Below are 21,580 nucleotides of genomic sequence, written 5' to 3' on the forward strand. Positions count from 1 at the left end.
CATAAAGGAAACCCACCATGCTGCCCTCCTCGAACACCGCCGTCGCCGAACGTCCGGCGCGACTGCGCGATGCCACGATCCACATCCACGACGTCGCTGCCGCCCCCTGGGTCGAAGCCGGCAAGCCGGGCCTGCACCAGAAGCTCGTGCGCGGCAACGAAGGCCAGGGCGAGTTCCTGGGCCTGCTGGGTTTCGATGCGCTGGTGGCCAGCGGCCTGCACCAGCACACCGGCGTCACCAGCAGCTACATGCTCGGCGGCTCGCTGACCGACCACTGGGACACCTACAAGGAAGGCGTCACCGGCATCAACCTCGAAGGCTCGACGCACGACGCCATGTGCTACTGCAAGACCTCGATGGTCAACCGCCTCGAGGCGCCGGTGCTCTATCCGCAGGACTTCTCGCTGCACACGCTGCACCATGGTTCGCGCCATGGCGACTTCGGCAATCCCGCGCCCGAACTCACGCCCACGCTCAGCATCGAGGTGGCGCGCGTGCAGGCGGTGCCGACCGCCGCGGCCGGTGTCACCCGCCGCATGATCTTCGACTACGGGCGCCCCGCGCAGCACGGTCGCCCCGGCGCCGCGGTGAACCATCGCCACGTCTGCCTCACGATGCTGCCGCGCTCGCGCGTGCCGGTCTTCAAGACCTCGGCGCTGACCGAGTTCTTCGTGCTCGGCGGCGAGATGACGATCGATGGCCGGCGCGCCGGCCCCGCCAACTTCGTGATCGTGGAGCCCGGCACCGAGGTCGCCATCGGCTCGGAGTTCGGCTGCACGCTGCTGGCCTGGGCCGACGGTCCTACCGCCTGGAGCGATCTCGAGGCCCCCGACCTGTTCGGGTTCTGATCCCGGCGCGGCGACCGCACCCGGGCCCCCACGTCCTTCCCAAGAAAAAGATCGGCAGTGCCATGAACACCAACTCCCTGCATGCGGCCGCCGTGGATCCGCCGGCGCAGCGGTCGCACGCTTCCGAGGCCGCGGACTCGGGCTTGCTCCAGCGGGCGACCCGTACCGCGGTGCGCATCGTCGAGGTGCTGGCCTGCGTCCTCGTGGCCGCGGAGATCGTGCTGCTGCTGTGCGGCGTCGTGTCGCGCTACGTGTTCCGCCAGCCACTGACCTGGTCGGACGAGCTGGCCTCGATCCTCTTCCTGTGGCTGGCGATGCTGGGCGCGGTGCTGGCCTTCTGCCGCGGCGAGCACATGCGCATGGCGGCGCTCGTCAACGGGCTCGACGAGCCCAGGCGGCGCTTCTTCGCGACGCTCGCCGTGATGGTCTGCGTGGCCGTGCTGCTGGCGCTGGCCTGGCCCGCGATCGAGTACGCGCAGGACGAGGCCTTCATCAGCACGCCGACCCTGCACCTGCCGAACATCTGGCGCGCGGCCGCCATGCCGGCCGGGCTCGTGCTGATGCTGGCCTTCGCGCTGCTCACCCTGCTGCGGCGCGAACGCCTGGCGCATGTGGCGGGGGCCGTCGTGCTGCTGGCGGCTATCGCGGCCGCGCTGTGGCTGCTGCGCCCGTGGCTGATGGAGATCGGCAACTACCGGCTGCTGGTGTTCTTCGTGCTGCTGGTCGGCGCGGGCGTGTTCGCGGGTGCACCGATCGGTTTCGTGTTCGCGCTGGCCACCGTGGCCTTCCTGGCGGTCACCACTTCCACGCCGTTGAGCGTGGTGGTCTCGCGCATGGACGAGGGCATGAGCCACCTGATCCTGCTGTCGGTGCCGTTGTTCGTGTTCCTGGGCCTCCTGATCGAGGCCACGGGCATCGCGCGCAGCCTGGTGTCGTTCCTGGCCGCGCTGATCGGCCACGTGCGCGGCGGCCTCTCGTATGTGCTGCTCGGCGCGATGTTCCTGGTGTCGGGCATCTCGGGCTCGAAGGCGGCCGACATGGCGGCCATCGCGCCCGGGCTCTTTCCCGAGATGAAGAAGCGCGGCGTGGACGAGGGCGACCTGGTCGCGCTGCTGTCGTCCTCGGGCGCGATGTCCGAAACCATTCCGCCGAGCCTGGTGCTGATCACCATCGGCTCGGCCACGGGCGTCTCGATCGCCGCGCTGTTCACCGGCGGCATCCTGCCCGCGGTGGTGATGGCGCTCGCGCTGGCCGTGGTGGTGGGGTTCCATTGCCGCAACGACGTCGTCGATGCCGCGCCGGGCCTGCTGCGTTCGGCCGCCTACTGGCGCACGGTGCGCCGCACGCTGCTGCTCGCGTTGCCGGGGCTCGCGCTGCCGTTCCTGATCCGGGCCGCCGTGGTCGAGGGCGTGACCACCGCCACCGAGGTCTCCACCGTGGGCATCGTCTATGCGCTGGTGGCGGGCTGGCTCATCAACAAGGGCCTGCCGTGGCGCCGCCTCGGCGCGATGCTCGCCGAGACCGCCGCGCTGTCGGGCGCGATCCTGCTGATCATCGGCGCCGCGACCGCCATGGCCTGGGCATTGACCCAGTCGGGCTTCTCGCGCGACCTGGTGGCGGCGCTCGCCGGCGTGCCGGGCGGGCACTACACCTTCCTGGCGCTGTCGATCGTCGCGTTCGTGCTGCTGGGCTCGGTGCTCGAGGGCATTCCCGCGATCGTGCTGTTCGGGCCGCTGATGTTCCCGATCGCCAAGGAGATCGGCGTGCACGAGGTGCACTACGCGATGGTCGTGGTGCTGGCGATGGGCATCGGCCTGTTCATGCCGCCGTTCGGCGTGGGCTACTACACGGCCTGCGCCATCGGCCGCATCTCGCCGGACCGCGGGATGAAGGCCATCCTGCCGTACATGGGCGCGCTGCTGGCCGGGCTGCTGCTGATCGCGCTCGTGCCCTGGATCTCGATCGGCTTCCTGTAGCGTCCCGTGGGCGGACGGAGAGGCCGCCTCGCCTAAACCGCGGCGAGACGCAACCCAGATGCAAGAGCCAAAAAACCGTCGATCGCCTTTTGGGAAGCCTCGTGCGGGTCCTCCGCACTGGCGATCCACAACGACGCCCCGAGCAATGCGCCCATGATCAGTCGCGCCGTGGCAGGCGCATCGACGGGCTGCACCGTCTTCTCTGCGATGAGCTTCTCGATGCTGCGCTGCGTGCTCATGATGCAGGAGTTCTGGCTGGGCCAGCGCGATGGATCGCCCAGCACCGCCGGTCCGTCGAGAAACACGATGCGCTGGATCTCCGGCTCGAGCGCCATCTTGATGTAGGCAATGCTTTCGTCGATGAAGCCGTCCCAGGTCGTCTTCGCTTCATCGACGATGGCGGTGAGCCGGGCCGTCATCTCCGCGTCGATCTGCGCGATCACCGCCTCGAGCAAGCCCTTCTTGTCCCCGAAGTGATGGTAGAGGGCGCCGCGCGTGAGCCCGGCCTGGGCGGTCAGCACGTCCATCGAGCTCTGCGCGAATCCCTGGGTGGCAAACGATTCTCTTGCCGCTTTGATGAGCTTGGCACGGGTCTCCAAGATCATGTCCGAACGCTTCTGTGCCATGAAATCCTCAAATTGACCTACGCGGCGTATGTGAATTGACATACGGCGCGTATGTGAAATAGCATACTCACATACGAGGCGTATGTTAGTTGCTGGCGGGTGCTCTGGAAAGCGTCGCGCCGCCGCCTGGACATCCTGGACTTGATCGCAGCCGAGGGAATCGCGATGAACATCTATGAGCAGGGGCTGGACCGGAACGCGGCGAACTTCGAGCCGCTGTCGCCGACGAGCTTCATCGAGCGAAGCGCGCAGGTCTTCGCCGACATGCCCGCCGTGATTCACGGCGATCGCCGCTTCAGCTGGTCGCAGTGCAGGGACAGGTCGGCCCGGCTGGCTGCCGCGCTGCGCGAACTCGGGGTGCGACGAGGCGACACGGTCAGCGTCATGCTCGCCAACACGCCCGAGATGATCGAAGCGCACTACGCGGTGCCGGGCATCAACGCGGTGCTCAACACGCTGAACACCCGGCTCGACGCGGACCTGCTGGCCTGGCAGATGAACCACTGCGAGACCCGGGTGCTGATCACCGACAGCGAGTTCGCACCGGTCATGCGGCAAGCGTTGCGCGCGCTGAAGCAGGTCCATGGCCGCACGCCGATCGTGATCGACGTGTGCGATTCCGAACGCATCGGTCCTCACGAACGCGTCGGCCAGCACGCGTACGAGGCGCTCCTGGTTTCCCACCTGCCGGTGCCCAAGCTGCAAGGGCCGCTCGACGAGTGGGATGCCATCGCCGTCAGTTACACCTCGGGGACCACCGGCGATCCGAAGGGCGTGGTGACACACCATCGCGGGGCGTACCTGAACGCGGTGTGCAACGTCGCGGTCTGGACGATGCCTCCCTTCGCACGCTATCTCTGGACCCTGCCGATGTTCCATTGCAACGGCTGGTGTTTCCCCTGGACGGTGGCGCTTCTCGGCGGCGTGCATGTGTGCCTGCGGAAGGTGGAAGCCAAGGCGATCTTCGCCGCCATGCGGGACCACGCGGCCGATCACTACAGCGCGGCACCGATCGTGCACGACCTCCTGATCGCGGCGCCCGCCGAAGACAGACTCGCGATCGCGCACAAGGTCCGTGCGATGGTCGCGGGCTCCGCGCCGCCCGCCGCCATGATCGAGGGCATGGCCCGTCTCGGCATCGAGATGATTCACGTCTACGGACTGACGGAGGTGTACGGGCCCGCGGCCGTTTCTGCCAGACAACCGTCCTGGGACCAGGCCAGTCTGGCCGAGCAGGTGCGGTTGAACGGACGGCAAGGCGTGCGCTATCCGCTGCAGGAAGACATGACGGTGCGCGACCCGGTCACCCTGCAAGCGGTGCCGGCCGATGGCGAAACCATCGGCGAGATCATGTTTCGCGGCAACATCGTGATGAAGGGCTACCTGAAGAACGAGGCCGCCACCGACAGCGCCTTTGAGGGCGGCTGGTTCCATACGGGCGACCTCGCGGTCCTGGAACCCGATGGCTACGCCAGGATTCGCGATCGCAGCAAGGACGTGATCATCTCCGGCGGCGAGAACATCAGCTCCATCGAGGTCGAGGATGCCCTGTATCGCCATCCGGCCGTGCTGTCGTGCGCTGTCGTCGCCAAGCCCGATGCCAGATGGGGCGAGACGCCCCTGGCATTCGTCGAGTTGCGGCCGGGCACCGAGGCCACGGCGGAACAGCTGATGGCCCACTGCCGAACGATGCTCGCCAAATACAAGATCCCGCGCGAAGTTCGATTCGAGGCGCTGCCCAAGACGGCGACCGGAAAGATCCAGAAGTTCCAGCTCCGCCGCAAGGCCAGTTCGGTGGAGGCGCTCGAATGAGCGCGCGCCAGGCCGAAGCCTTCTAGTTCCCCCGCCATGTAGCGGCACACCCATGCCGCAGACTCTCCACGACACGTGGGGAGGGTCCGCGCACGCCCGGTTTTCTTGCTCGTCCACCCACCCCGTCCTTGCACAGGAGTATTCATGATCGAAAGTCTCATCGGTTACCAGTCGCCATCCATGATTGCCGATGCGGCGACGCGGAAGTCCCTCCACGGCTTCATCGCGCAGACGCTGCACGCGCTCTCCACACCCGACTCGGGCGTCGCCGCGTACTTCGCGGACCCGGACATCGTGATCGCCGGCTCCGGCCTGGACGAGTACTTCATCGGACCCGAGAAGGCACAGGCCGGCGTGCGATGGGTGACCACGCTGGGTATTCGCTGGGAGCCGAAGGTCGTCCTGTGCTGGATGCAGGGCGACATCGCCTGGGCCCAGATCCGCATCGACGGCCACAAGATGGAAGCCGGTGCGCCGGCGGTGGTCCCGTACGTGGCGACAGGAATCTTCAGGCGCAAGACCGATGGCTGGACCTGGCTCTACTGGGGCGGGGGTGAACCGCAGAAGGAGCCACGCCTGTAGTCCGGGCGCGATGCCCGATGTCGAACAGGACCACCCCGATGACTGACCGGAACGTGCAGGTTGCCGCACCCGCCGACGCATCCCTTCGCCAAGTCGCGAGCGCGAAGAAGATCGGCCTGATCGTCAATCCGATCGCAGGCATGGGCGGGCGCGTCGGCCTCAAGGGGACCGACGGTGCCGACGTGCTGGACGAGGCGAGACGGCGGGGTGCGCGGCCGGTCTCGAGCGAAAGAGCCCTGCAGGCGCTGAAGAAGCTGGCGGCCTCGGAGGCCGAGTTCTCGCTGGTCACTGCGCAGGGAGAGCTCGGCGAGGATGTCGCACTGCAGGCCGGCTTGCATCCGGTCGTGGTCCACGGCAAGCCGCATGCGGGCAGCACCCCCGCGGACACGCGGGACGCCGTGGCCGCGATGCTGCGCGAGTGCGTCGACCTGCTGCTGTTCGCAGGGGGCGACGGCACCGCGCGCGACGTGCTGGGCGTTGCCGGTGATCGAGTGCCGATGCTCGGAATTCCAACGGGCGTGAAGATGTACTCCGCCGTTTTCGGCACCAGCGCCCAGAACGCGGGCGACCTCGCGGCACGCTTCATCGAGGGCGATCCATCGGTGCGGCTTCGCGAGGCCGAGGTGATGGACATCGACGAGATGGCGATGCGCGAAGACAGGATGTCGGCCCGACTCTACGGCTACGCCCAGAGCCCGCATCACCGCCAGCTCGCGCAGAACGCCAAGGCCGGATCGGGGTTGTCCGAGAACGTGGCGCTCGAGGCCGTGTCGCGGCAGCTGGCCCGCCAGATGCGCCCCGGCTGCCTCTACATCCTGGGGCCGGGCACCACGACGCGCCGCGTGATGTCGGCGCTCGGCTTGCCCAAGACGCTGCTGGGCGTGGACGCCGTGCTCGACGGTGCACTCGTCGGCGCCGACCTCGATGAGCACGCGCTGCTCCAGCTGATGCAGGGGCGCGAAAGCTACATCGTCGTCAGCGTGCTCGGCGGGCACGGCAGCCTGTTCGGACGAGGGAACCAGCAGATCAGCGCGGACGTGATTCGCCAGGTCGGACGCGACCACATCCAGATCGTCGCGACCCTGGAAAAACTCGTCGCCCTGGAATCGGGTGCGCTGCACGTCGATACGGGCGACGAAGAAGTGGACGCCATGTTGAGCGGCTACCTGCCGCTTCGCACGGCGCCCGATCGCACGGTGTATTTCAAAGTCAGATCGTGACCCTATCCATGCCAGATTCAAGTGAAGGAACTCCAGATGCATAACGGTACCGCCCATCCCTACATGGCGAACTCGGTCCCCGCGATCAAGCGGGAGATGCTCGACGCCATCGGCGTGGAGACCATCGAAGAATTGTTCGAGCAGATTCCGCGCGAACATCGCCTGCAGCGTCCGATCGACCTGCCGCCGGCGCTCACCGAAAGCGAGCTGCGACGGCACATGGTGACGACGCTCGCCAGGAACAGGACCGCCGAGCAGAACCTCAACTTTCTCGGCGCCGGTTGCTGGCAGCATCACGTGCCTGCTGCCTGCGACGAGGTCGTGCGCCGCAACGAATGGCTGACCTCGGTCTTCGGCGAGCCCAGTTCCGACCATGGCCGCAACCAGGCCTGGTTCGAGTTCTGCAGCCAGCTCGGTGAACTGCTCGACATGGACCTGGTCGGGCTGCCGGTGCGAAGCTGGGGCGTTGCCGCCGGCCACGCCATTCGCATGGCGTCCAGAATCACGAGCCGCAACGAGGTCGTCGTCGTTCGCGCCATCGACCCCGAGCGACTCGCGGTCATCCAGAGCCTGTGCGAGCCGGTCGACATGGCCAGCCATATCGCGATACGCATGGTCGACTACGACCCGGCGACCGGCCTGATGGACCTCGACCATCTGCGCGCGACGCTCACGTCGAAGACCGCCGCCGTGTACTTCGAAACGCCGTCGTACTTCGGTGTGATCGAACAGCACGGCGCGCAGATCGCCGAACTGGCCCACGCCGTGGGGGCCGAGGTGATCGTCGGCGTGGACGCCATCTCGCTGGGCGTGTTGTCCGCGCCCGTCCACTATGGCGCCGACATCGTCGTGGGAACGACCCAGCCGCTGGGGGTGCACATGAACGGCGGCGGCGGCGCCGCCGGCTTCATCGCCTCGCGCGACGAGGAGCGCTATGCCCACCAGTACCCGACCTTGTTCATCAGCATCTCCGAGACCACCAAGGAGGGCGAGTACGGATTCGGCCTGAGCCTGTTCGAGCAATCGTCGTACGGGCTGCGCGACAAGGGCAACGACTGGACCGGGCATTCCGTGTACATGTGGGCGATCGCCAATTCGGTGTACATGGCCATGATGGGTCCCCAGGGCTTCGAGGAAGTCGGCGAGCTCATTCTTCAACGAGCGCACCATGCCGCCCGGCTGCTGGGCCGGATCCCCGGGGTGCGCGTCGTCTTTCCCGAGGGCTTCTTCAAGGAGTTCGTCGTCAACTTCGACGGCACCGGGGTGCCCGTGGCGCAGATCAACAAGCGGCTGCTCGCGCTCGGCATCTTCGGCGGCAAGGACCTGAGCAAGGACTTCCCGGAGCTCGGCGCCAGCGCCTTGTACTGCGTGACCGAAATCCACACGCTGGCCGACATCGAGCGCCTGGCCGACGCCATCCAGAAAGCGATCCAACCATGAACACCAAGCTGCGCGAATATCACGCTCCGGTATGGAGCGAGCCCGTCATTCTCGAAATGGGCCACCCAGGGCGCCGAGGCGTTCTCTTCTCTCCCGTCGAAGACACGGTGCGCGCCACGGTCGGCGATGCCGCGGACTTGATTCCCTCGACCATGCGGCGAGCGCGCAAGCCCGCGCTGCCGGAGCTGTCGGAACCCGAGGTGCTCTACCACTATCTGCGCCTGTCGCAGCAGACCCTGGGCATGATGAACATCAGCCTGTTCGGCACCTGCACGATGAAATACAACGCGCAGATCAACGAGGCGATGGCCTGGCGGCCCGAGGTCACGCACCTGCATCCGTACCAGGACGAGGACACGATGCAGGGAGCGCTCGAGATCGTCCACGGGATGGACAAGATCTTGCGCGAGCTCTCGGGCATGGACCAGTTCGTGTTCCAGGCCGGCGGCGGCGCGGACGCCGCCTACACGAGCTGCGCCGTGACCCGTGCCTACCACGCGGCACGCGGCGAGCTCGCGCAGCGCGACGAGATCATCACCACGATCCAGACCCATCCCAGCAGCGCGGCCACCGCCGCCGCGGCCGGGTTCAAGGTCATCACGCTGATGATCGAGGAGAACGGCTACCCGTCGCTCGAAGCGCTCAAGGCCGCCGTCTCGAACCGCACGGCCGCCTTGATGCTCAACAACCCCGACGACATGGGCGTCTACAACCCGGAGATCCGCGAGTGGACCCGCATCGTGCGCGAAGCGGGCGGCATCAGCTTCTACGACCACGCGAATTTCAACGGTGCGATGACCAAGATCCGCGCCCGCGAGCTGGGGTTCGATGCCTGCATGTTCATGCTGCACAAGACCTTCGGTGCGCCCAAGAGCGGCGTGGGTGGCCCCGCGGTCGGCGCCTATGGCTGCTCGGCCGAACTCGCGCCCTTCATGCCCAAGCCGCTGGTGGCGTTCGACGGCGAGCGCTACAGCCTCGACTACGACCGGCCGCAGAGCTGCGGCAAGATCCGCGAGTTCTGGGGCAACCTGCCGGTGATCGTCAAGGCGTATGCGTGGTCGCGTTCCATGGGGGCCGAAGGCATGGCCGAGGCCTCGGACCTGTCGGTGCTCGCGAACAACTACATGGAGCGCGGCCTGCTCGCGATTCGCGGCGTCACGCGCTCCCATCCCGATGCGAAGAGCCCGCGCCTCGAGATGACGCGCTACAGCCTCCAGCAGCTCAAGGAAGACACCGGTGTCGACGTGCATGACGTGCAGAACCGCATGGCCGATTTCGGCATCGACCCGATGTGGACCAGCCACCATCCGTGGCTGGTTCCCGAGCCCTTCACGCCGGAGGCGGGCGAGATGTATGGCAAGGAAGCCCTCGACACCTGGATTGCCGTGCTGGCCCGGATCTCGGACGAAGCCTATTCGAATCCCGAGCTCGTGAAGACGGCCCCGCACAACCAGGCGGTGCACCGACTGAAGAACGCGTTGATCGACAACCCCGAGCACTGGGCCATGACCTGGCGCGCCTACCAGCGCAAGAGCAAGCTGGAGAAGCGCCCTCTGGACGCTGTGCCCCGGCACGGGCACTGAGTTGGCCAAGGCATGACGAATTTCGACAAGCACCCCGGTTACGCGGCCATGTTCAAGGAGGGGCAGCTGACGCTGGGCCTCTTCTTCGCGATCGAGTCCTACCAGGGCGCGATCCCGGAGATGGACGTGGCCAGCCAGGTCGGCATCGCGAAGATGGCCGAGTCGCACGGCTTCGCGGCGCTCTATTTCAGGGACGTGCCCCTCCATGTGCCTTCCTTCGGCGACGTGGGGCATATCTACGACCCCTGGGTGTTCATGGGCCATGTGGGGGCGCACACCTCGCGCATCGCGCTGGCCACCGGCAGCATCATCACGACGCTGCGGCATCCCCTGCATGTCGCCAAGGCCGCCGCGTCCGTGGACCGGCTCTCGAACCAGCGCCTGGTGCTGGGGCTCGCCACCGGCGACCGGCCGACGGAATTCGCAGCCTTCAACCAATCGCTCGACAACCGCGGCGAGCTGTTTCGTGAAGCACTCGCCGTCATGCGTACGGCCTGGCGGGAGGACTTCCCGCGTGTCGCTACACCCAGGGTCGACCTGTCGGGTGGCGACACGCTGCCCAAGCCGGCGCTGCGCGATATTCCGGTTTTGGTCACGGGCCACTCGCGCCAGTCGGTCGCGTGGATCGCGCAGCACGCGGATGGATGGCTGCACTACCCGCAGAACGTGGACCCGCAGGCCGTGACGATCCGTCAATGGCGCTCGTTGCATCAGGGCTTCAAGCCCTTTGCACAGTCGCTCTACATCGATCTGGCCGAAGATCCCGATGCAGCGCCCACGCCCATCTTCCTGGGCTTCAAGTCCGGCCACCGTTTTCTCGTCGAGTACCTCGGCGCCTTGAGGGACATTGGCGTGAACCACGTCGGCTTCAATCTCAAATACGGATCGCGCCCGGCGGCCGAGGTGGTCCAGGAGCTTGGCGAGTTCGTGGTGCCGCATTTCCCTGCGCATGCGGTATCTCGAGATCTCACTAAAGACAAGGCTGGAAGCTGAACAAGGTGTCCGAACCTCTCATGACCAAGATGGCCTATCCCACAACCCGTCGTGTCGACGTCGTCGATGAGCTGTTCGGCCGTAAGGTCACCGATCCTTTTCGCTGGCTCGAAGCCGACGCGCGCAGCGACGCCGACGTGGCGGCCTGGATCCAGGCGCAGAGCGAGCTGACGGCGGGCGCCTTGGCATCGCTGCCCGCGCGCGATATTTTTCGCGAGCGGCTGACCGCGCTGTTCGACCACGAGCATTTCACCGCGCCCCACCCGCGTGGCGGGCGCTACTTCCACCTGCGCCAGTCCGGCCTGAAGAACCAGCCCACGCTCCTCGTGCGCGAAGGCGTGGAGGGGGAGGACCGCGTGCTCCTCGATCCCGACACATGGTCCGACGATGGCACCGTGGCGCTGGCGGAATGGGCCGCATCCAGGGACGGCGCCCATGTCGCCTATGCGGTTCAGGAGAGCGGCACCGATTGGCGGACCATCAAGATCGTCGGTGTGGCCACCGGTGAGGTGCTCGAAGACAAGGTCGAGTGGGTGCGTTTCACGGCGATCGCGTGGGCCGCCGACGGCTCCGGCTTCTTCTATGCACGCTATCCCGAGCCCGGCGACGGTGCCGCGTCACAGGCGGCCCTTGCCAACCACGCGGTCTACTTTCATGCGATCGGCACGCGGCAGTCGGAAGACCGGCTGCTGTACGCGACGCCCGAGCGGCCCGAGCTGCTGCATTTTCCCGATGTCACCAGCGGTGGCCGGCATGCGCTGATCTACTCCACGCCGGGCTCCCAGACCAATTCGCTGACCGTCGTGGACCTCGCCAGCGACGGTTGGGAGACGCGCACGCTGGTCGGCGATTTCGAGAACGAGTGGACGGTGGTCGGCGACAGGGGCAGCACGCTCTATGTGCTGACCAGCCATGCGGCGGAGCGCCGCAGGATCGTGACCCTCGACCTCGCGGCCGAGAATCCGGTCGAGGTCGAACTGGTGCCCGAAGACACCGCGGTGCTGAGCCATGCCTGGCTGGTCGGCGGGCGCTTGATGGCCACCTATTTCGTCGACGTCAAGAGCGAGATCCGGCGCTACACGCTCGACGGCCGGCCCGACGGCACGATCGCGTTGCCGGGCATCGGCAGCGCGGGCGGCTTCCAGGGCCATCGCGACGACAACGAGGCCTTCTTCGTCTTCACCAGCTTCAATGCGCCGACCACGATCTACCGCTACGACGTGGCCGCCAACACGCAGGCCGTGTGGGCAGCACCGAAGGTGGGTGTCGATCTCGAACGCATCGTGGTCGAGCAGCATTTCCATGACGCGAAGGACGGCACCCGCGTGCCGATGTTCATCGTGCGGCGCGACGACGCGGTCGGCGCGGCGCCCACGCTGCTGCATGGCTACGGCAGCTTCGGCATCAGCATGGTTCCGTTCTATTCACCCGACCAGCTGGCGTGGGTCGAGCAGGGCGGCGTGCTGGCCATTGCCAACATCCGCGGTGGCGGGGAGTACGGCAAGGCCTGGCACAACGGCGCGCGCATGGACAGGAAGCAGACCAGCTTCGACGACTTCATCGCCGCCGCCGAATATCTGCACGACCGCGGGATCGCATCCGAGGATGGCCTGGCAGTCCATGGGGAATCCGCCGGCGGCCTGCTCGTGGGCGCGGTCGTCAATCAACGCCCCGAGTTGTTCGCGGCCGCCTTGCCGGGCGTCGGCGTGATGGACATGCTGCGTTTCAACCAATTCACCGGCGGCCACCTGTGGACGGGCGAGTACGGCGATCCGGCAGACCCGGCGCACTTCGAGACCCTGCTGGCCTACTCGCCGTATCACAACGTGGCCGCCGGCAAACGCTATCCCGCGATCCTCGCCACGACGGCCGACACCGACGATCGCGTGGTGCCCGCACACACCTTCAAATACATCGCGGCGATCCAGGCCGTCGACACCGGGTCGCGGCCGCACCTCGTGCGCATCGAGACCCGCGCGGGCCATGGTGCCGGTAAACCAATGACGAAGGTGATCGACGAGCTGGCCGACAAGTGGGCCTTCGCCGCGCATTGGACGGGGCTGAAGTAGAGGCGACCGTGGCGCTGGTCGCTGCCGGCCAGGCGTGCTTCGTCACGCAGTCCATCCGCCGTCGGCGTTGATGGCCTGGCCGGTAATGAGACGGCCGTGCTCCGATGCGAGAAACGCGACGAGCGCGGCGACTTCTTCCGGCTTGCCGTAACGTCCGATGGCCATCATCCTGGCATGCGCGACCGAGTGCGGATTCCGGTCCGGATCCGCCGGATTCATTTCGGTGTCGGTCGGTCCGGGATTGACCGTGTTCACGGTAATGCCACGGCTGCCGAGTTCCCGCGCCAAGGCGCGCGTGAGTCCCGCCACCGCCGCTTTCGACGCGGTATAGATCGAGAGCCCGGGAAAATTGGCCACCTGCCCGAAGGCGGAGCCGATGGCAACGATCGTGCCGCCGTCCTGCATGTGGGGAACCGCAGCCTTCGCCGCTTCGAAAACGCTGCGCACATGGATGTCGAAAGTGGCGTCGAAGCGATGACCATCCAGTTCATCGATGGGCGCGGCGTCGAACACGCCGGCGGCGGACACCAGAATATCGACCTTCCCGAATTCGGAAACGACCGCTTCTACAGCACGCGCGGTCGCGCCACGTTCGAGCGCGTCGGCCTGAATGGCAAAGCCCTTGCGACCGGCCTGGCGTACCTGTTCGATCACCGATTGAGCACGTTCGGCCGAACGCGCATAGGTGATGGCGACGTCGGCGCCTTGGCGCGCCAGCGTGAGCGCGATGGCCGCGCCGATGCCACCACTGCCGCCGACAACGAGTGCGGTCTTGTTGGAGAGTTCCATCATGAAGATTTCCTTGGTCTTGATTGCTGTGGATGTGGGATGCGGGGCTCGCGTCGACTTTGTCTACTTCTTGCCGGCAAGCTGCCGCTGAACCTCGAGCACGTCGATCGCGTAGTTCTGTTCGTAGAACTTCCCGTCGCGCACCTTGTGAAATGCGAACTCGCCGTACTCCACCGTGACTCCGGTGGGTTGGAGTCCCAGCCATTGCTTCGCCGGGGTGCCGATGTTGTAGAGCCGGGCGGCGACGGTATCTCCGTCGATCGCGAGATCGACGACCCGCCACTTGAAGTCGGGCACGGCTTCGATGTGGCCCTTCAACGACGCGATGACGTCATCGCGGGTGATCGTTTTTCCGTGCTGGGTCAGCCGCTCATGGACGAACTCCGTCATGCGATCCATGTCGTGCGCATTGAGCGCGGCTATGTATCGTTCGAAGAATGCCTTGAGTTCGCTTCTGGACATCGCCGTGCCTCCTCGGGTGTGGGTTGAGATCGGGGACTGAGCGAACGCCGCGCCTGCATGCATGAGTGCCAATGCGCCACCCAGTGCGGTGGTCTGCCACACGAAGTCGCGTCGTCCTTTTGGAGAATTCATTTCGTCCATCTCGCTCGCCATCTGTCAGCGGCGGCCTTGACGCTCTGTGGATCGCAAGAAATTCAGCGTCAGATCGGCGACTTGATCGGGCGCTTCCTCGGCGATGTAGTGGCCGCTCTCTTGAATGTGGACCATCTGCGGGTTGACGATGCGGGCCTGCATGAAATCGACCAGCAGGGGATTGCCGAGGCCGCCAATCCCCAATGAGGGAACGTCGATCTGCTTCGGATAGGCAGCGTTGTCCTCGAGATCCTGAGGGAAGGCCTTGTACCAGCCGTTCCCGCCGCGTATGCCGTCCGGCGTGTTGTAGGCATTGGCATAGACGGCACGGTCGCGTTGCGTGAGCGCATCCTGCTTGTAGAGCAGGTTCTTCCAGAACCAGTCGAGGTAGATATGCGCTCTCCCTTCGATCAGCGCTTCAGGCAATTGATCCATTTGGTGGAATGCGAACCACCAGATGAAGAAGTGATCCTTGAAGGGGCCCGACAGCGGCTTCGCGGGCACCATCTTCAGGTCGGCAACGGATGCAGGAAGCGCGGAGACATCGAGATAGACGGTGGAAAGCGTCGCCTCCGGGAATTGAGCGGCGAACGCGTAGGCGACATGCGAGCCGATGTCGTGCCCGACGATGTGCGCGCGTTGATGGCCCAGGCTCTTGAGAAGCTCGCGGATGTCGACGGCCATGTTCTTCTTGTCGTAGCCACCTTCGGGCTTGCTCGACGTTCCCATGCCCCGAAGATCCACCGCGATGACGCGATGGTTCTGTGCCAGCGCCGGCATGATCTTGTGAAAGGCCCACCAGGTCTGCGGCCAGCCCGGCATCAAGATGACCGGCGTGCCTTGCCCGCCTTCGACGTAATGCAGCCGGGTGCCGTTCACATCGGCAAAGCCGTTCTTGAAGCCCTTCAGCTCGCGCACGAGGGCTTCATCGGAGACATCCATCGAAGCGTAGGGATTGCCTTTGTCGGTGGTCTGGGCCGATGCCGCCGCTGGCAGAAGAAGGCTCAAGCCAAGAAGGACGGCGCTCAGGTTGCAGCGTGCCGATGCCATCAAGCCCGAAGGCCGTGTTTGCGCGAGTCCCATCGAATTCCTTTCGTTGCAGGTTGCCGAACCACAAGACGTTCAAGCAGGGCGCGGTCTTCACTTGGGCCTCGCAAGGTGAAAGCGACCTGGAACGGCCGAATTATGTGGTGATCGATAAAGTATTGCAACCGTCCGCTAGAAAGATGTGGAGATTCAACCGCCAGCCAGACCTGGATACCAGGGAGGTCTCATCGCATCGACGTGTCATCTATCTGTAACGGTGCGATAAGATGCCACGGAAGCAGGTCGTCCTGACTCGGAGAGATCCGGCAAGCGCTGCTCGAAAATTTGTCTTATATGTATCGAGCGATGAAGAAATCGATCAGCACGGAAGCCGAGTCCTCGAAGATCGAACGCAGCCGAGGACGGCCGCGCGAGTTCGATCGCGCCAAAGCCCTGGAGCAAGCAACGCGACTGTTCTGGGCCAAGGGTTACGAAGCCACCTCGATCTCCGACCTGATCAAGTCCATGGGGATCGCATCCCCGAGCCTCTACGCTGCGTTCGGTTCGAAGGAGGCGCTCTATGCCGAGGTGATTCGCCACTACGGCGAAACGCAGGAGCCGCATTTCTGGAATGGATTCCAGGCGGCCGCGAAAGCCCGCGATGCGGTCAGGTGGCTGTTGATGGATACCGCCGTTTTCCTGAGCGGATCGCCGGGTGAGCACTCCAATGGATGCATGGTGGCGCTCTCATCGGTGGGCGTCGGCAATGAGAAGCTGGCCGAGCAACTTCGATCGGCGCGCGGGGTCGGTCTGCAGCGACTCGAGGATCGCCTTCGACAAGCGGTCGAAGAAGGCGAGATCGCGAGCACCACGGATATCCATGCGCTCGCACGCTTCGTACAGACGGTGCAAAGCGGCATGTCGATACTGGCGCGCGACGGAGCGACCCGCGAGGAGTTCGAGGGCATCATCGAGATCGCGATGCTGGGTTGGGATGCTCGAACGAATGGCCAGGGGTGATTGCGCCTGCCCAGGTTGTCGTCGAATTGCCGCCGGTCTTGCGTGAGCATCACGTGCCGATGCGGCTCGCGCGGGCGATCACCAGGAGTGAACGCATTGCCATTTTTGTTGCACCCATTGGCACGCCGGATCTAGAACAACAGGCAATTCCGATCCGCGCAAAGCCAGGCCAATGCACGCTCATCGCGAGCGACAAATAGCATGCATCTCCGCGTGTGGCCTATCCCACAAATACGGTAGAAGCCCGAGATCGTTGCGTGGGGAAAACAGCGCGCCGGATGCGGGGCCGCGTTACTGCGAAATGTTTCCCAAAAGTGAATGCATTCACATACTCATTCTGCGCACCTACCTGTTTCCTACCGTTATCTGTAGTATCCATTCGTACTACAGCTTGCAACGGAGATAACGATGACGATCGCGCGTGCTATAGGCAGCTCACCTTAGACAGTGCCGCCAGGGATCTCGACAGCTCGCCCTAGCGCACCACTCGAGCATTAACCGCCCACAGCGGTAGCCGGTCGTCAGAACGTAGACGACTCGCCCACGACCCCAGACGCCCCATTCGCTCAACGAGCCGCTTCGGCTCGTATGGATGGGTGCGCCTGCGCGAAAACAGCCGGACTCCATGCAAAGACCCGCGTGCCGCGGGAGGGATGAGTCTTGCCGTTCGAAAAACAACCGACGTTGCCTCGCCCGAGGTCGACGTTTTCGAAACAAGACTCTGGAGAGTTTTGGATGCTTGCCCTATCGCCCAGCGGGGGACATCGTTTCTTTGCTGGACTTCATGCCCGCACGACGGTTTCGCCTCGTACGCTGATCTCTTCGATCGCGAGCGCTCACAACCGCACCGATGCAACTGCCAGTCAGTTGCAGCAACGTGCGTGCGCATACGTCTTCATCGGGAATCTTCCACAGCTCTCGCAGGCATACGGCATCGACTTCGCGATGGCCGTCAGTCGCGAGGTCCGCCGCCGACTCTGTTTCTCGTTCGTTCGCACGGAGAGCACCGACTTCGCCTTTCTGCGTGATGACTGCTACTTGCTGTGGTCTAACGAAAGTTTCCCCGTTCCGGTTGACTCCTCGCTGACTTCGGCTTGCGAACGCCTCGAGTCCTTGCTCGCGCATGTGGCCAAGCGTCCGATCGTGTACCGCGGTATCGCAGCGCTGGTGCAACTGCACAGCGACTGGATCGACGTACGCCCTCCTGCAGAGATGGACAGCACGGACGTCGAGCTCGCGCTATGGACGGCCCAGCAATGCGCGGAGTTCGAGCCGATGGAGCTGGATGGCTGGCGCCATCGATACCGCAGCGACATGGACGTCGCCGTGCGGGTGGCCGACGCGTTGTCCCGAGGATTCCTCAGCATGTCCTGGCGCCCGGTGGTCGGCGTGTATGGCGGCTCGACCTCCCTGTATCACTCGCTCGTTGCAAGCGCGGGGCCGGTGCCGGAGGAAAGCCGCGCCGACGCAGTCCGCGACAGCCTCTATGGGCCGTGCTTGGAGCGACTCGGCCTGGCGCGGCTGTGGGATCGCCATGCGATGCGCAAGACCCTGGCGATCCTGCGCCAGCGCCCGGCGTTGCGTCTCGGCGTGCGCCTCTCGACGCAAAGCGCGCACTGCGATCACTGGTGGACCTCCCTCTTCGCCGCGCTGCAGACCGAGCCGATGCTCGCTTCGCGCCTGGTGGTGGAGTTCAGCGCGAGCGGCGCTGTCTGCGCACTCGAGGCCATGCGCAAGTTCTGCAGCCGCCTGCAAGGCCTGGGTTGCCGCATTGCAGTTCGCAACCTCGGATGCCGCGACGGTGACCTCGCCATCGTTCACGCCTGCCGTCCCGACATCGCGAAGGTCGATCCGTCCTTCTTGCGTCGAGCCCGCGGCGGCGAGTTCGGACTGGAAGGGCTGCAGGAGATGGTGTCGCTGGCCGGCCACCTGGCGACCTATGCAGTCGTCGATGGCATCGAGCGCGAAGAAGACATGCACTTGGCGCTGCGCGCGGGGGCCCAGTGGCTGGAGGGCTCCTTTCTCGAGAGCGCGAAGCTCGGGCGAGGGGAGGCGTACGCGTGAACGGCGAGATGCACATTCTTCTCGCGCGCATGGGCCTTCTGCTGGAACAGCTGCAGGAGACCGTGGGTGACCTGCTCGTTTGCAATGAGTCGAACCGGAACCGGGTGCAGCTTCCGCCCGCCACGAAGCCCGCGCCGAGTGATGCCGACAGCGCGACCGATGCCCAGTATCTGGCGCTCGAAGAGGCCATCCGCCAGCAGCGAAGAAGCGAGGTCCGCGAAAAGCTGCGTCCCGGCCGGCCCGCGGCGCCGCCCGCCGCCGCGGCAGAGGTCTCGCTGGGCTCGAGCAGTTGGCGGCTCGCGATGAATGGCTGGCGACTCGTGGCCGATGAGAAGGGTTTCGAGGTACGACTGCGGCCTCAGGAACGCTCGCTGCTGTTGCGGGTGGCTCATGCGCCGAGCCAGTTCCTGGCGCCGCACGAGGTCCGGGAACTCAATCGCTCGCTCGCTACCTCGGTTGTTGACGTCGCCGGTGCCTTCGTTCCCGGTCGCGATGAGGACGCGGAGGAGGGCGAAACGTCGATCGATCTGCTGCACACCAAGGTCATCGGCCGCCTGCGTCGGCGCATGCGCACGCATGGCCATCTGCTTCCGCTGCGCACGTCCGCGGCAGGCAGCGTCTACGTCGATGAAGGCGGCGATCTCCCGCGCCAGATTCGGCGTCGGCCCGGCGTTTCCAAGACCCGTCACTCGCAACGAAGCGACAAGTCGCAGATCGCTCTGCACCTGGACATCCGCGCCTCCTCGACAGAGCACACGGGCGGCGCGACATGAGCGCGTTGCCTTCTGCCGTCTCCGCCGGCGGCCCTTCGCCCAGGCCCTCCCACCGCACTCCACAAGCAAACGGACACCTCATGACCACTTCACCTCATTCCCACCCAAAGCTCTGGCGCGTGCACGACATCACCCGATCGCTCGAGAAGGGTCTTGTCGCGGCCTGCCTGATCGCTTGCGCGGGCCAGGGGATGGCGAACAACGTCGGAGAGAACTCCGCGTGGCAGTTCCAGACCTCGGCCGACAAGGCCAACCAGGCCGCCATCCAGGACATGGTCCAGCGGCGCAAGGCCGGCAGCTACGGTGCCGCCAGCACCACCAACAACACCTACATCCAGCGCCAGTTCAACTGCGACGTCAGCGCGACCGCGCAGGGCAACCAGGGCTCGAACAGCACCGTTGCCAACTCGCCGAGCACCAGCGGCGCCGCGGCCACCTCGACCGGCAACGACAACACCGGCTGGAGCGGCAGCGGCACGGTGAGCACCGGCCAGGCCAACGCTGGCACCGTCGGCTCCCAGGTGAACGGCTCCACGACCACCGGGGTGCAGGGCTGGGCAGCCCAGGCACTCAACTCCAACCAGACCAACAGCGGCAGCCAGAGCGCAAGCGTCAGCGGCAGCACCGCCTGTGCCTACGGAACGCTCAACTGACGGAATCCAGTCATGACATCGATCACTTTCGCTCGACCACCACGCCCGATGCCCACCGCGGCGGTACGCACGCTCGGTGCGGCCGTTGCACTCGCCGCACTCGCGGGCTGCGTCACCGCCCCGCAGGAACGTGCCGCGCCCAAGGAAGCCCCCATCGTTCTCGGACCGGCCGTGCGCGACAACGTGACGCCGATGGAGGCCGTGCTCGCCTGCTATGGCGATCACGTCGCCGCCACTTCCAGGCCTCCCATCGTGGTCTCCGTGGGAGACGTGAAGGACTACACCGGCAAGTACAGCATCAACGAGGGCAACGCCATCACGCAGGGCGGTGCGCTGATGGTGTATTCGGCCCTGGGCAAGATGGGCGGCGCGGTCCAGGTCGCGGAGCGCTTCGATCCGGTCATCGCGGAGCGCGAGCTCGGCTATGCCGACCGCCGGCAGCTCGGCGACGGTCGCTCGCACCAGCTGGCGGGACCGACCGGCAACCAGGTGGTGCCCTGGTTGCCCTACTTCGGCGGCTCGATCAACAAGTCCGACTACTTCATCGTCGGCGGCATCACCGAGCTCAACTACAACATCAACTCGGGCGGTGCCGAGTTCGCCGTCAACCAGGTCGGCATCAAGGCCAGGACCTTCAGCCAGTCGGTGGGCGTGGACCTGCGCATCGTCGACACCCGCACGCTGATGATCCTCAAGACCATCAGCCTGACCAAGCAGTTCAACGGCTACGAGGTCGGCTTCAACGTCTTCCGCTTCTTCCGCAACGACCTGTTCGACGTGGACGTCGGTGCCAAGGGCCAGGAGCCGGTGCAGCTGGGCATTCGCGCGGCGCTGGAAGAGGCCGTGGTCCGGCTGGTCGCCGCCGTCACCAAGGTCGACCCGAAGCCCTGCCTCGGGATGCGCGTGTTCGATGAACTGCCGCGCCAGTCGGCGGAGTCGCTTCGCAAGGTTCCCAACCCGATCGTCGACTCCAGCGGCGCGCGCGTGCTCACGGGCGAGGCCGTCAACGCGGCCAGCAACGCATCGTCCGTCAGCACAGGCGACGGCGCGAGCGTGCAGATCCCGTTCGAATTCGGCGCCGCGGCACTGACCGGCGGCACCTTGAATCTGCTCGACCAGATCGCGGCGGCCGCCGCCAAGGCACCCACCGAAGTGGTGCTGGTGGCGCGCGACACCGAGAACTGGGACGCAGGCAAACGCGATCTGCTGACGGACCAGCGCATCGGCGTCGTGACATCGGCGCTGATCTCGCGCGGGATCGCCCCTGGCGGCATCAGCGTGAGCTGGCGGCCCGACAAGGCCGACACGGCCATCCATCGCGACGGTCCGGGATTGCAAGAGGTCGCCAAGTTGCGCGTCCAGGGCGCGGGCTCGGGCAAGGGCGGGCCGGTTCAACCAGCCCGAGAGGAGAACACACGACGAGGGAGCTAAACCGCACTGAAAGCTGAACGCCACCACCACATCGATCCTCCGGATCCACCGAATTTTCGGAACTTTTGATCAATACCCAAG

The 21,580-nt window shown here is 65.7% G+C and carries 19 protein-coding genes; 15 read left to right on the forward strand and 4 right to left on the reverse strand.

Annotated elements, in window-relative coordinates:
• Positions 1-17 precede the first annotated feature (17 nt).
• Positions 18-848: a cupin domain-containing protein gene (locus AC07RM_RS23045; protein ID WP_093345189.1), complete on the forward strand. Its 831-nt coding sequence runs from the start codon at positions 18-20 to the stop codon at positions 846-848.
• Between the two features lie 62 nt (positions 849-910).
• On the forward strand, positions 911-2,824 hold the full coding sequence (locus tag AC07RM_RS23050) for a TRAP transporter large permease (RefSeq protein ID WP_495336004.1): 1,914 nt from the start codon (positions 911-913) through the stop codon (positions 2,822-2,824).
• A 32-nt stretch (positions 2,825-2,856) separates the two neighbouring features.
• On the opposite strand, the gene AC07RM_RS23055 is transcribed toward AC07RM_RS23050, so the two are convergent.
• Positions 2,857-3,429, reverse strand: coding sequence for a TetR/AcrR family transcriptional regulator (locus tag AC07RM_RS23055; RefSeq protein WP_495336005.1), 573 nt, complete (start codon positions 3,427-3,429; stop codon positions 2,857-2,859).
• A 186-nt stretch (positions 3,430-3,615) separates the two neighbouring features.
• On the opposite strand from AC07RM_RS23055, the gene AC07RM_RS23060 reads away from it, so the two are divergent.
• From AC07RM_RS23060 to AC07RM_RS23090, 7 genes are all read left to right on the forward strand, one after another.
• On the forward strand, positions 3,616-5,262 hold the full coding sequence (locus AC07RM_RS23060; RefSeq protein WP_495336006.1) for an acyl-CoA synthetase: 1,647 nt from the start codon (positions 3,616-3,618) through the stop codon (positions 5,260-5,262).
• A 144-nt stretch (positions 5,263-5,406) separates the two neighbouring features.
• Complete coding sequence (locus AC07RM_RS23065; RefSeq protein ID WP_296783961.1) at positions 5,407-5,844, forward strand: nuclear transport factor 2 family protein; 438 nt, start codon at positions 5,407-5,409, stop codon at positions 5,842-5,844.
• A gap of 38 nt (positions 5,845-5,882) precedes the next feature.
• A complete protein-coding gene (locus tag AC07RM_RS23070) occupies positions 5,883-7,064 on the forward strand; it encodes an ATP-NAD kinase family protein (RefSeq protein ID WP_495336007.1) in 1,182 nt (393 codons plus the stop codon).
• A 63-nt stretch (positions 7,065-7,127) separates the two neighbouring features.
• Complete coding sequence (gene gcvPA, locus AC07RM_RS23075) at positions 7,128-8,504, forward strand: aminomethyl-transferring glycine dehydrogenase subunit GcvPA (protein ID WP_495336219.1); 1,377 nt, start codon at positions 7,128-7,130, stop codon at positions 8,502-8,504.
• The gene (gene gcvPB, locus AC07RM_RS23080; RefSeq protein WP_495336008.1) at positions 8,501-10,087 is read left to right on the forward strand and encodes an aminomethyl-transferring glycine dehydrogenase subunit GcvPB; all 1,587 of its coding nucleotides are present in this window, start codon (positions 8,501-8,503) and stop codon (positions 10,085-10,087) included. The genes gcvPA and gcvPB overlap by 4 nt, the downstream gene beginning before the upstream one ends.
• Before the next feature lie 12 nt (positions 10,088-10,099).
• The gene (locus tag AC07RM_RS23085) at positions 10,100-11,080 is read left to right on the forward strand and encodes an LLM class oxidoreductase (RefSeq protein WP_495336009.1); all 981 of its coding nucleotides are present in this window, start codon (positions 10,100-10,102) and stop codon (positions 11,078-11,080) included.
• A 20-nt stretch (positions 11,081-11,100) separates the two neighbouring features.
• Positions 11,101-13,149: a prolyl oligopeptidase family serine peptidase gene (locus tag AC07RM_RS23090; protein WP_495336010.1), complete on the forward strand. Its 2,049-nt coding sequence runs from the start codon at positions 11,101-11,103 to the stop codon at positions 13,147-13,149.
• Positions 13,150-13,191: 42 nt separating this feature from the next.
• Here AC07RM_RS23090 and AC07RM_RS23095 read toward each other — a convergent pair whose 3' ends face one another.
• From AC07RM_RS23095 to AC07RM_RS23105, 3 genes are all read right to left on the reverse strand, one after another.
• On the reverse strand, positions 13,192-13,941 hold the full coding sequence (locus AC07RM_RS23095; RefSeq protein WP_495336011.1) for an SDR family NAD(P)-dependent oxidoreductase: 750 nt from the start codon (positions 13,939-13,941) through the stop codon (positions 13,192-13,194).
• A 60-nt stretch (positions 13,942-14,001) separates the two neighbouring features.
• On the reverse strand, positions 14,002-14,400 hold the full coding sequence (locus AC07RM_RS23100; RefSeq protein WP_495336012.1) for an ester cyclase: 399 nt from the start codon (positions 14,398-14,400) through the stop codon (positions 14,002-14,004).
• Positions 14,401-14,556: 156 nt separating this feature from the next.
• Positions 14,557-15,615, reverse strand: a complete 1,059-nt coding sequence (locus AC07RM_RS23105) for an alpha/beta fold hydrolase (RefSeq protein ID WP_495336013.1) — start codon at positions 15,613-15,615, stop codon at positions 14,557-14,559.
• Positions 15,616-15,924: 309 nt separating this feature from the next.
• Here AC07RM_RS23105 and AC07RM_RS23110 point away from each other — a divergent pair, with 309 nt between their 5' ends.
• The 6 genes from AC07RM_RS23110 (at position 15,925) to AC07RM_RS23135 (ending at position 21,499) form a co-directional block, all read left to right on the forward strand.
• Positions 15,925-16,578 (forward strand): TetR/AcrR family transcriptional regulator, encoded by a 654-nt coding sequence (locus AC07RM_RS23110; RefSeq protein ID WP_495336014.1) that lies wholly within the window; start codon positions 15,925-15,927, stop codon positions 16,576-16,578.
• The gene (locus tag AC07RM_RS23115) at positions 16,575-16,778 is read left to right on the forward strand and encodes a hypothetical protein (RefSeq protein WP_490875650.1); all 204 of its coding nucleotides are present in this window, start codon (positions 16,575-16,577) and stop codon (positions 16,776-16,778) included. The genes AC07RM_RS23110 and AC07RM_RS23115 overlap by 4 nt, the downstream gene beginning before the upstream one ends.
• A 535-nt stretch (positions 16,779-17,313) precedes the next feature.
• A complete protein-coding gene (locus tag AC07RM_RS23120) occupies positions 17,314-18,642 on the forward strand; it encodes an EAL domain-containing protein (protein ID WP_495336015.1) in 1,329 nt (442 codons plus the stop codon).
• Positions 18,639-19,415 carry a hypothetical protein gene (locus AC07RM_RS23125; protein WP_143129195.1) on the forward strand — a complete coding sequence of 259 codons (777 nt, stop codon included), beginning with the start codon at positions 18,639-18,641 and terminating at the stop codon, positions 19,413-19,415. The genes AC07RM_RS23120 and AC07RM_RS23125 overlap by 4 nt, the downstream gene beginning before the upstream one ends.
• Positions 19,416-19,495: 80 nt before the next feature.
• Entirely contained in the window at positions 19,496-20,068 is a 573-nt protein-coding gene (locus AC07RM_RS23130; RefSeq protein ID WP_495336016.1) for a hypothetical protein, read from the forward strand.
• 12 nt (positions 20,069-20,080) lie between these two features.
• On the forward strand, positions 20,081-21,499 hold the full coding sequence (locus AC07RM_RS23135; RefSeq protein ID WP_495336017.1) for a CsgG/HfaB family protein: 1,419 nt from the start codon (positions 20,081-20,083) through the stop codon (positions 21,497-21,499).
• Positions 21,500-21,580 lie beyond the last annotated feature (81 nt).

The organism is Variovorax sp. GW821-FHT09B05, assembly GCF_059418265.1.

Excerpts from the sequence above, each read along its gene's own strand:
- AC07RM_RS23045 (WP_093345189.1), top strand. The coding sequence starts at position 18 with ATGCTGCCCTCCTCGAACACCGCCGTCGCCGAACGTCCGGCGCGACTG.
- AC07RM_RS23050 (WP_495336004.1), top strand. The coding sequence starts at position 911 with ATGAACACCAACTCCCTGCATGCGGCCGCCGTGGATCCGCCGGCGCAG.
- AC07RM_RS23055 (WP_495336005.1), bottom strand. The coding sequence starts at position 3,429 with ATGATCTTGGAGACCCGTGCCAAGCTCATCAAAGCGGCAAGAGAATCG.
- AC07RM_RS23060 (WP_495336006.1), top strand. The coding sequence starts at position 3,616 with ATGAACATCTATGAGCAGGGGCTGGACCGGAACGCGGCGAACTTCGAG.
- AC07RM_RS23065 (WP_296783961.1), top strand. The coding sequence starts at position 5,407 with ATGATCGAAAGTCTCATCGGTTACCAGTCGCCATCCATGATTGCCGAT.
- AC07RM_RS23070 (WP_495336007.1), top strand. The coding sequence starts at position 5,883 with ATGACTGACCGGAACGTGCAGGTTGCCGCACCCGCCGACGCATCCCTT.
- gcvPA (WP_495336219.1), top strand. The coding sequence starts at position 7,128 with ATGGCGAACTCGGTCCCCGCGATCAAGCGGGAGATGCTCGACGCCATC.
- gcvPB (WP_495336008.1), top strand. The coding sequence starts at position 8,501 with ATGAACACCAAGCTGCGCGAATATCACGCTCCGGTATGGAGCGAGCCC.
- AC07RM_RS23085 (WP_495336009.1), top strand. The coding sequence starts at position 10,100 with ATGACGAATTTCGACAAGCACCCCGGTTACGCGGCCATGTTCAAGGAG.
- AC07RM_RS23090 (WP_495336010.1), top strand. The coding sequence starts at position 11,101 with ATGACCAAGATGGCCTATCCCACAACCCGTCGTGTCGACGTCGTCGAT.
- AC07RM_RS23095 (WP_495336011.1), bottom strand. The coding sequence starts at position 13,941 with ATGATGGAACTCTCCAACAAGACCGCACTCGTTGTCGGCGGCAGTGGT.
- AC07RM_RS23100 (WP_495336012.1), bottom strand. The coding sequence starts at position 14,400 with ATGTCCAGAAGCGAACTCAAGGCATTCTTCGAACGATACATAGCCGCG.
- AC07RM_RS23105 (WP_495336013.1), bottom strand. The coding sequence starts at position 15,615 with ATGGGACTCGCGCAAACACGGCCTTCGGGCTTGATGGCATCGGCACGC.
- AC07RM_RS23110 (WP_495336014.1), top strand. The coding sequence starts at position 15,925 with ATGAAGAAATCGATCAGCACGGAAGCCGAGTCCTCGAAGATCGAACGC.
- AC07RM_RS23120 (WP_495336015.1), top strand. The coding sequence starts at position 17,314 with ATGCTTGCCCTATCGCCCAGCGGGGGACATCGTTTCTTTGCTGGACTT.
- AC07RM_RS23130 (WP_495336016.1), top strand. The coding sequence starts at position 19,496 with ATGACCACTTCACCTCATTCCCACCCAAAGCTCTGGCGCGTGCACGAC.
- AC07RM_RS23135 (WP_495336017.1), top strand. The coding sequence starts at position 20,081 with ATGACATCGATCACTTTCGCTCGACCACCACGCCCGATGCCCACCGCG.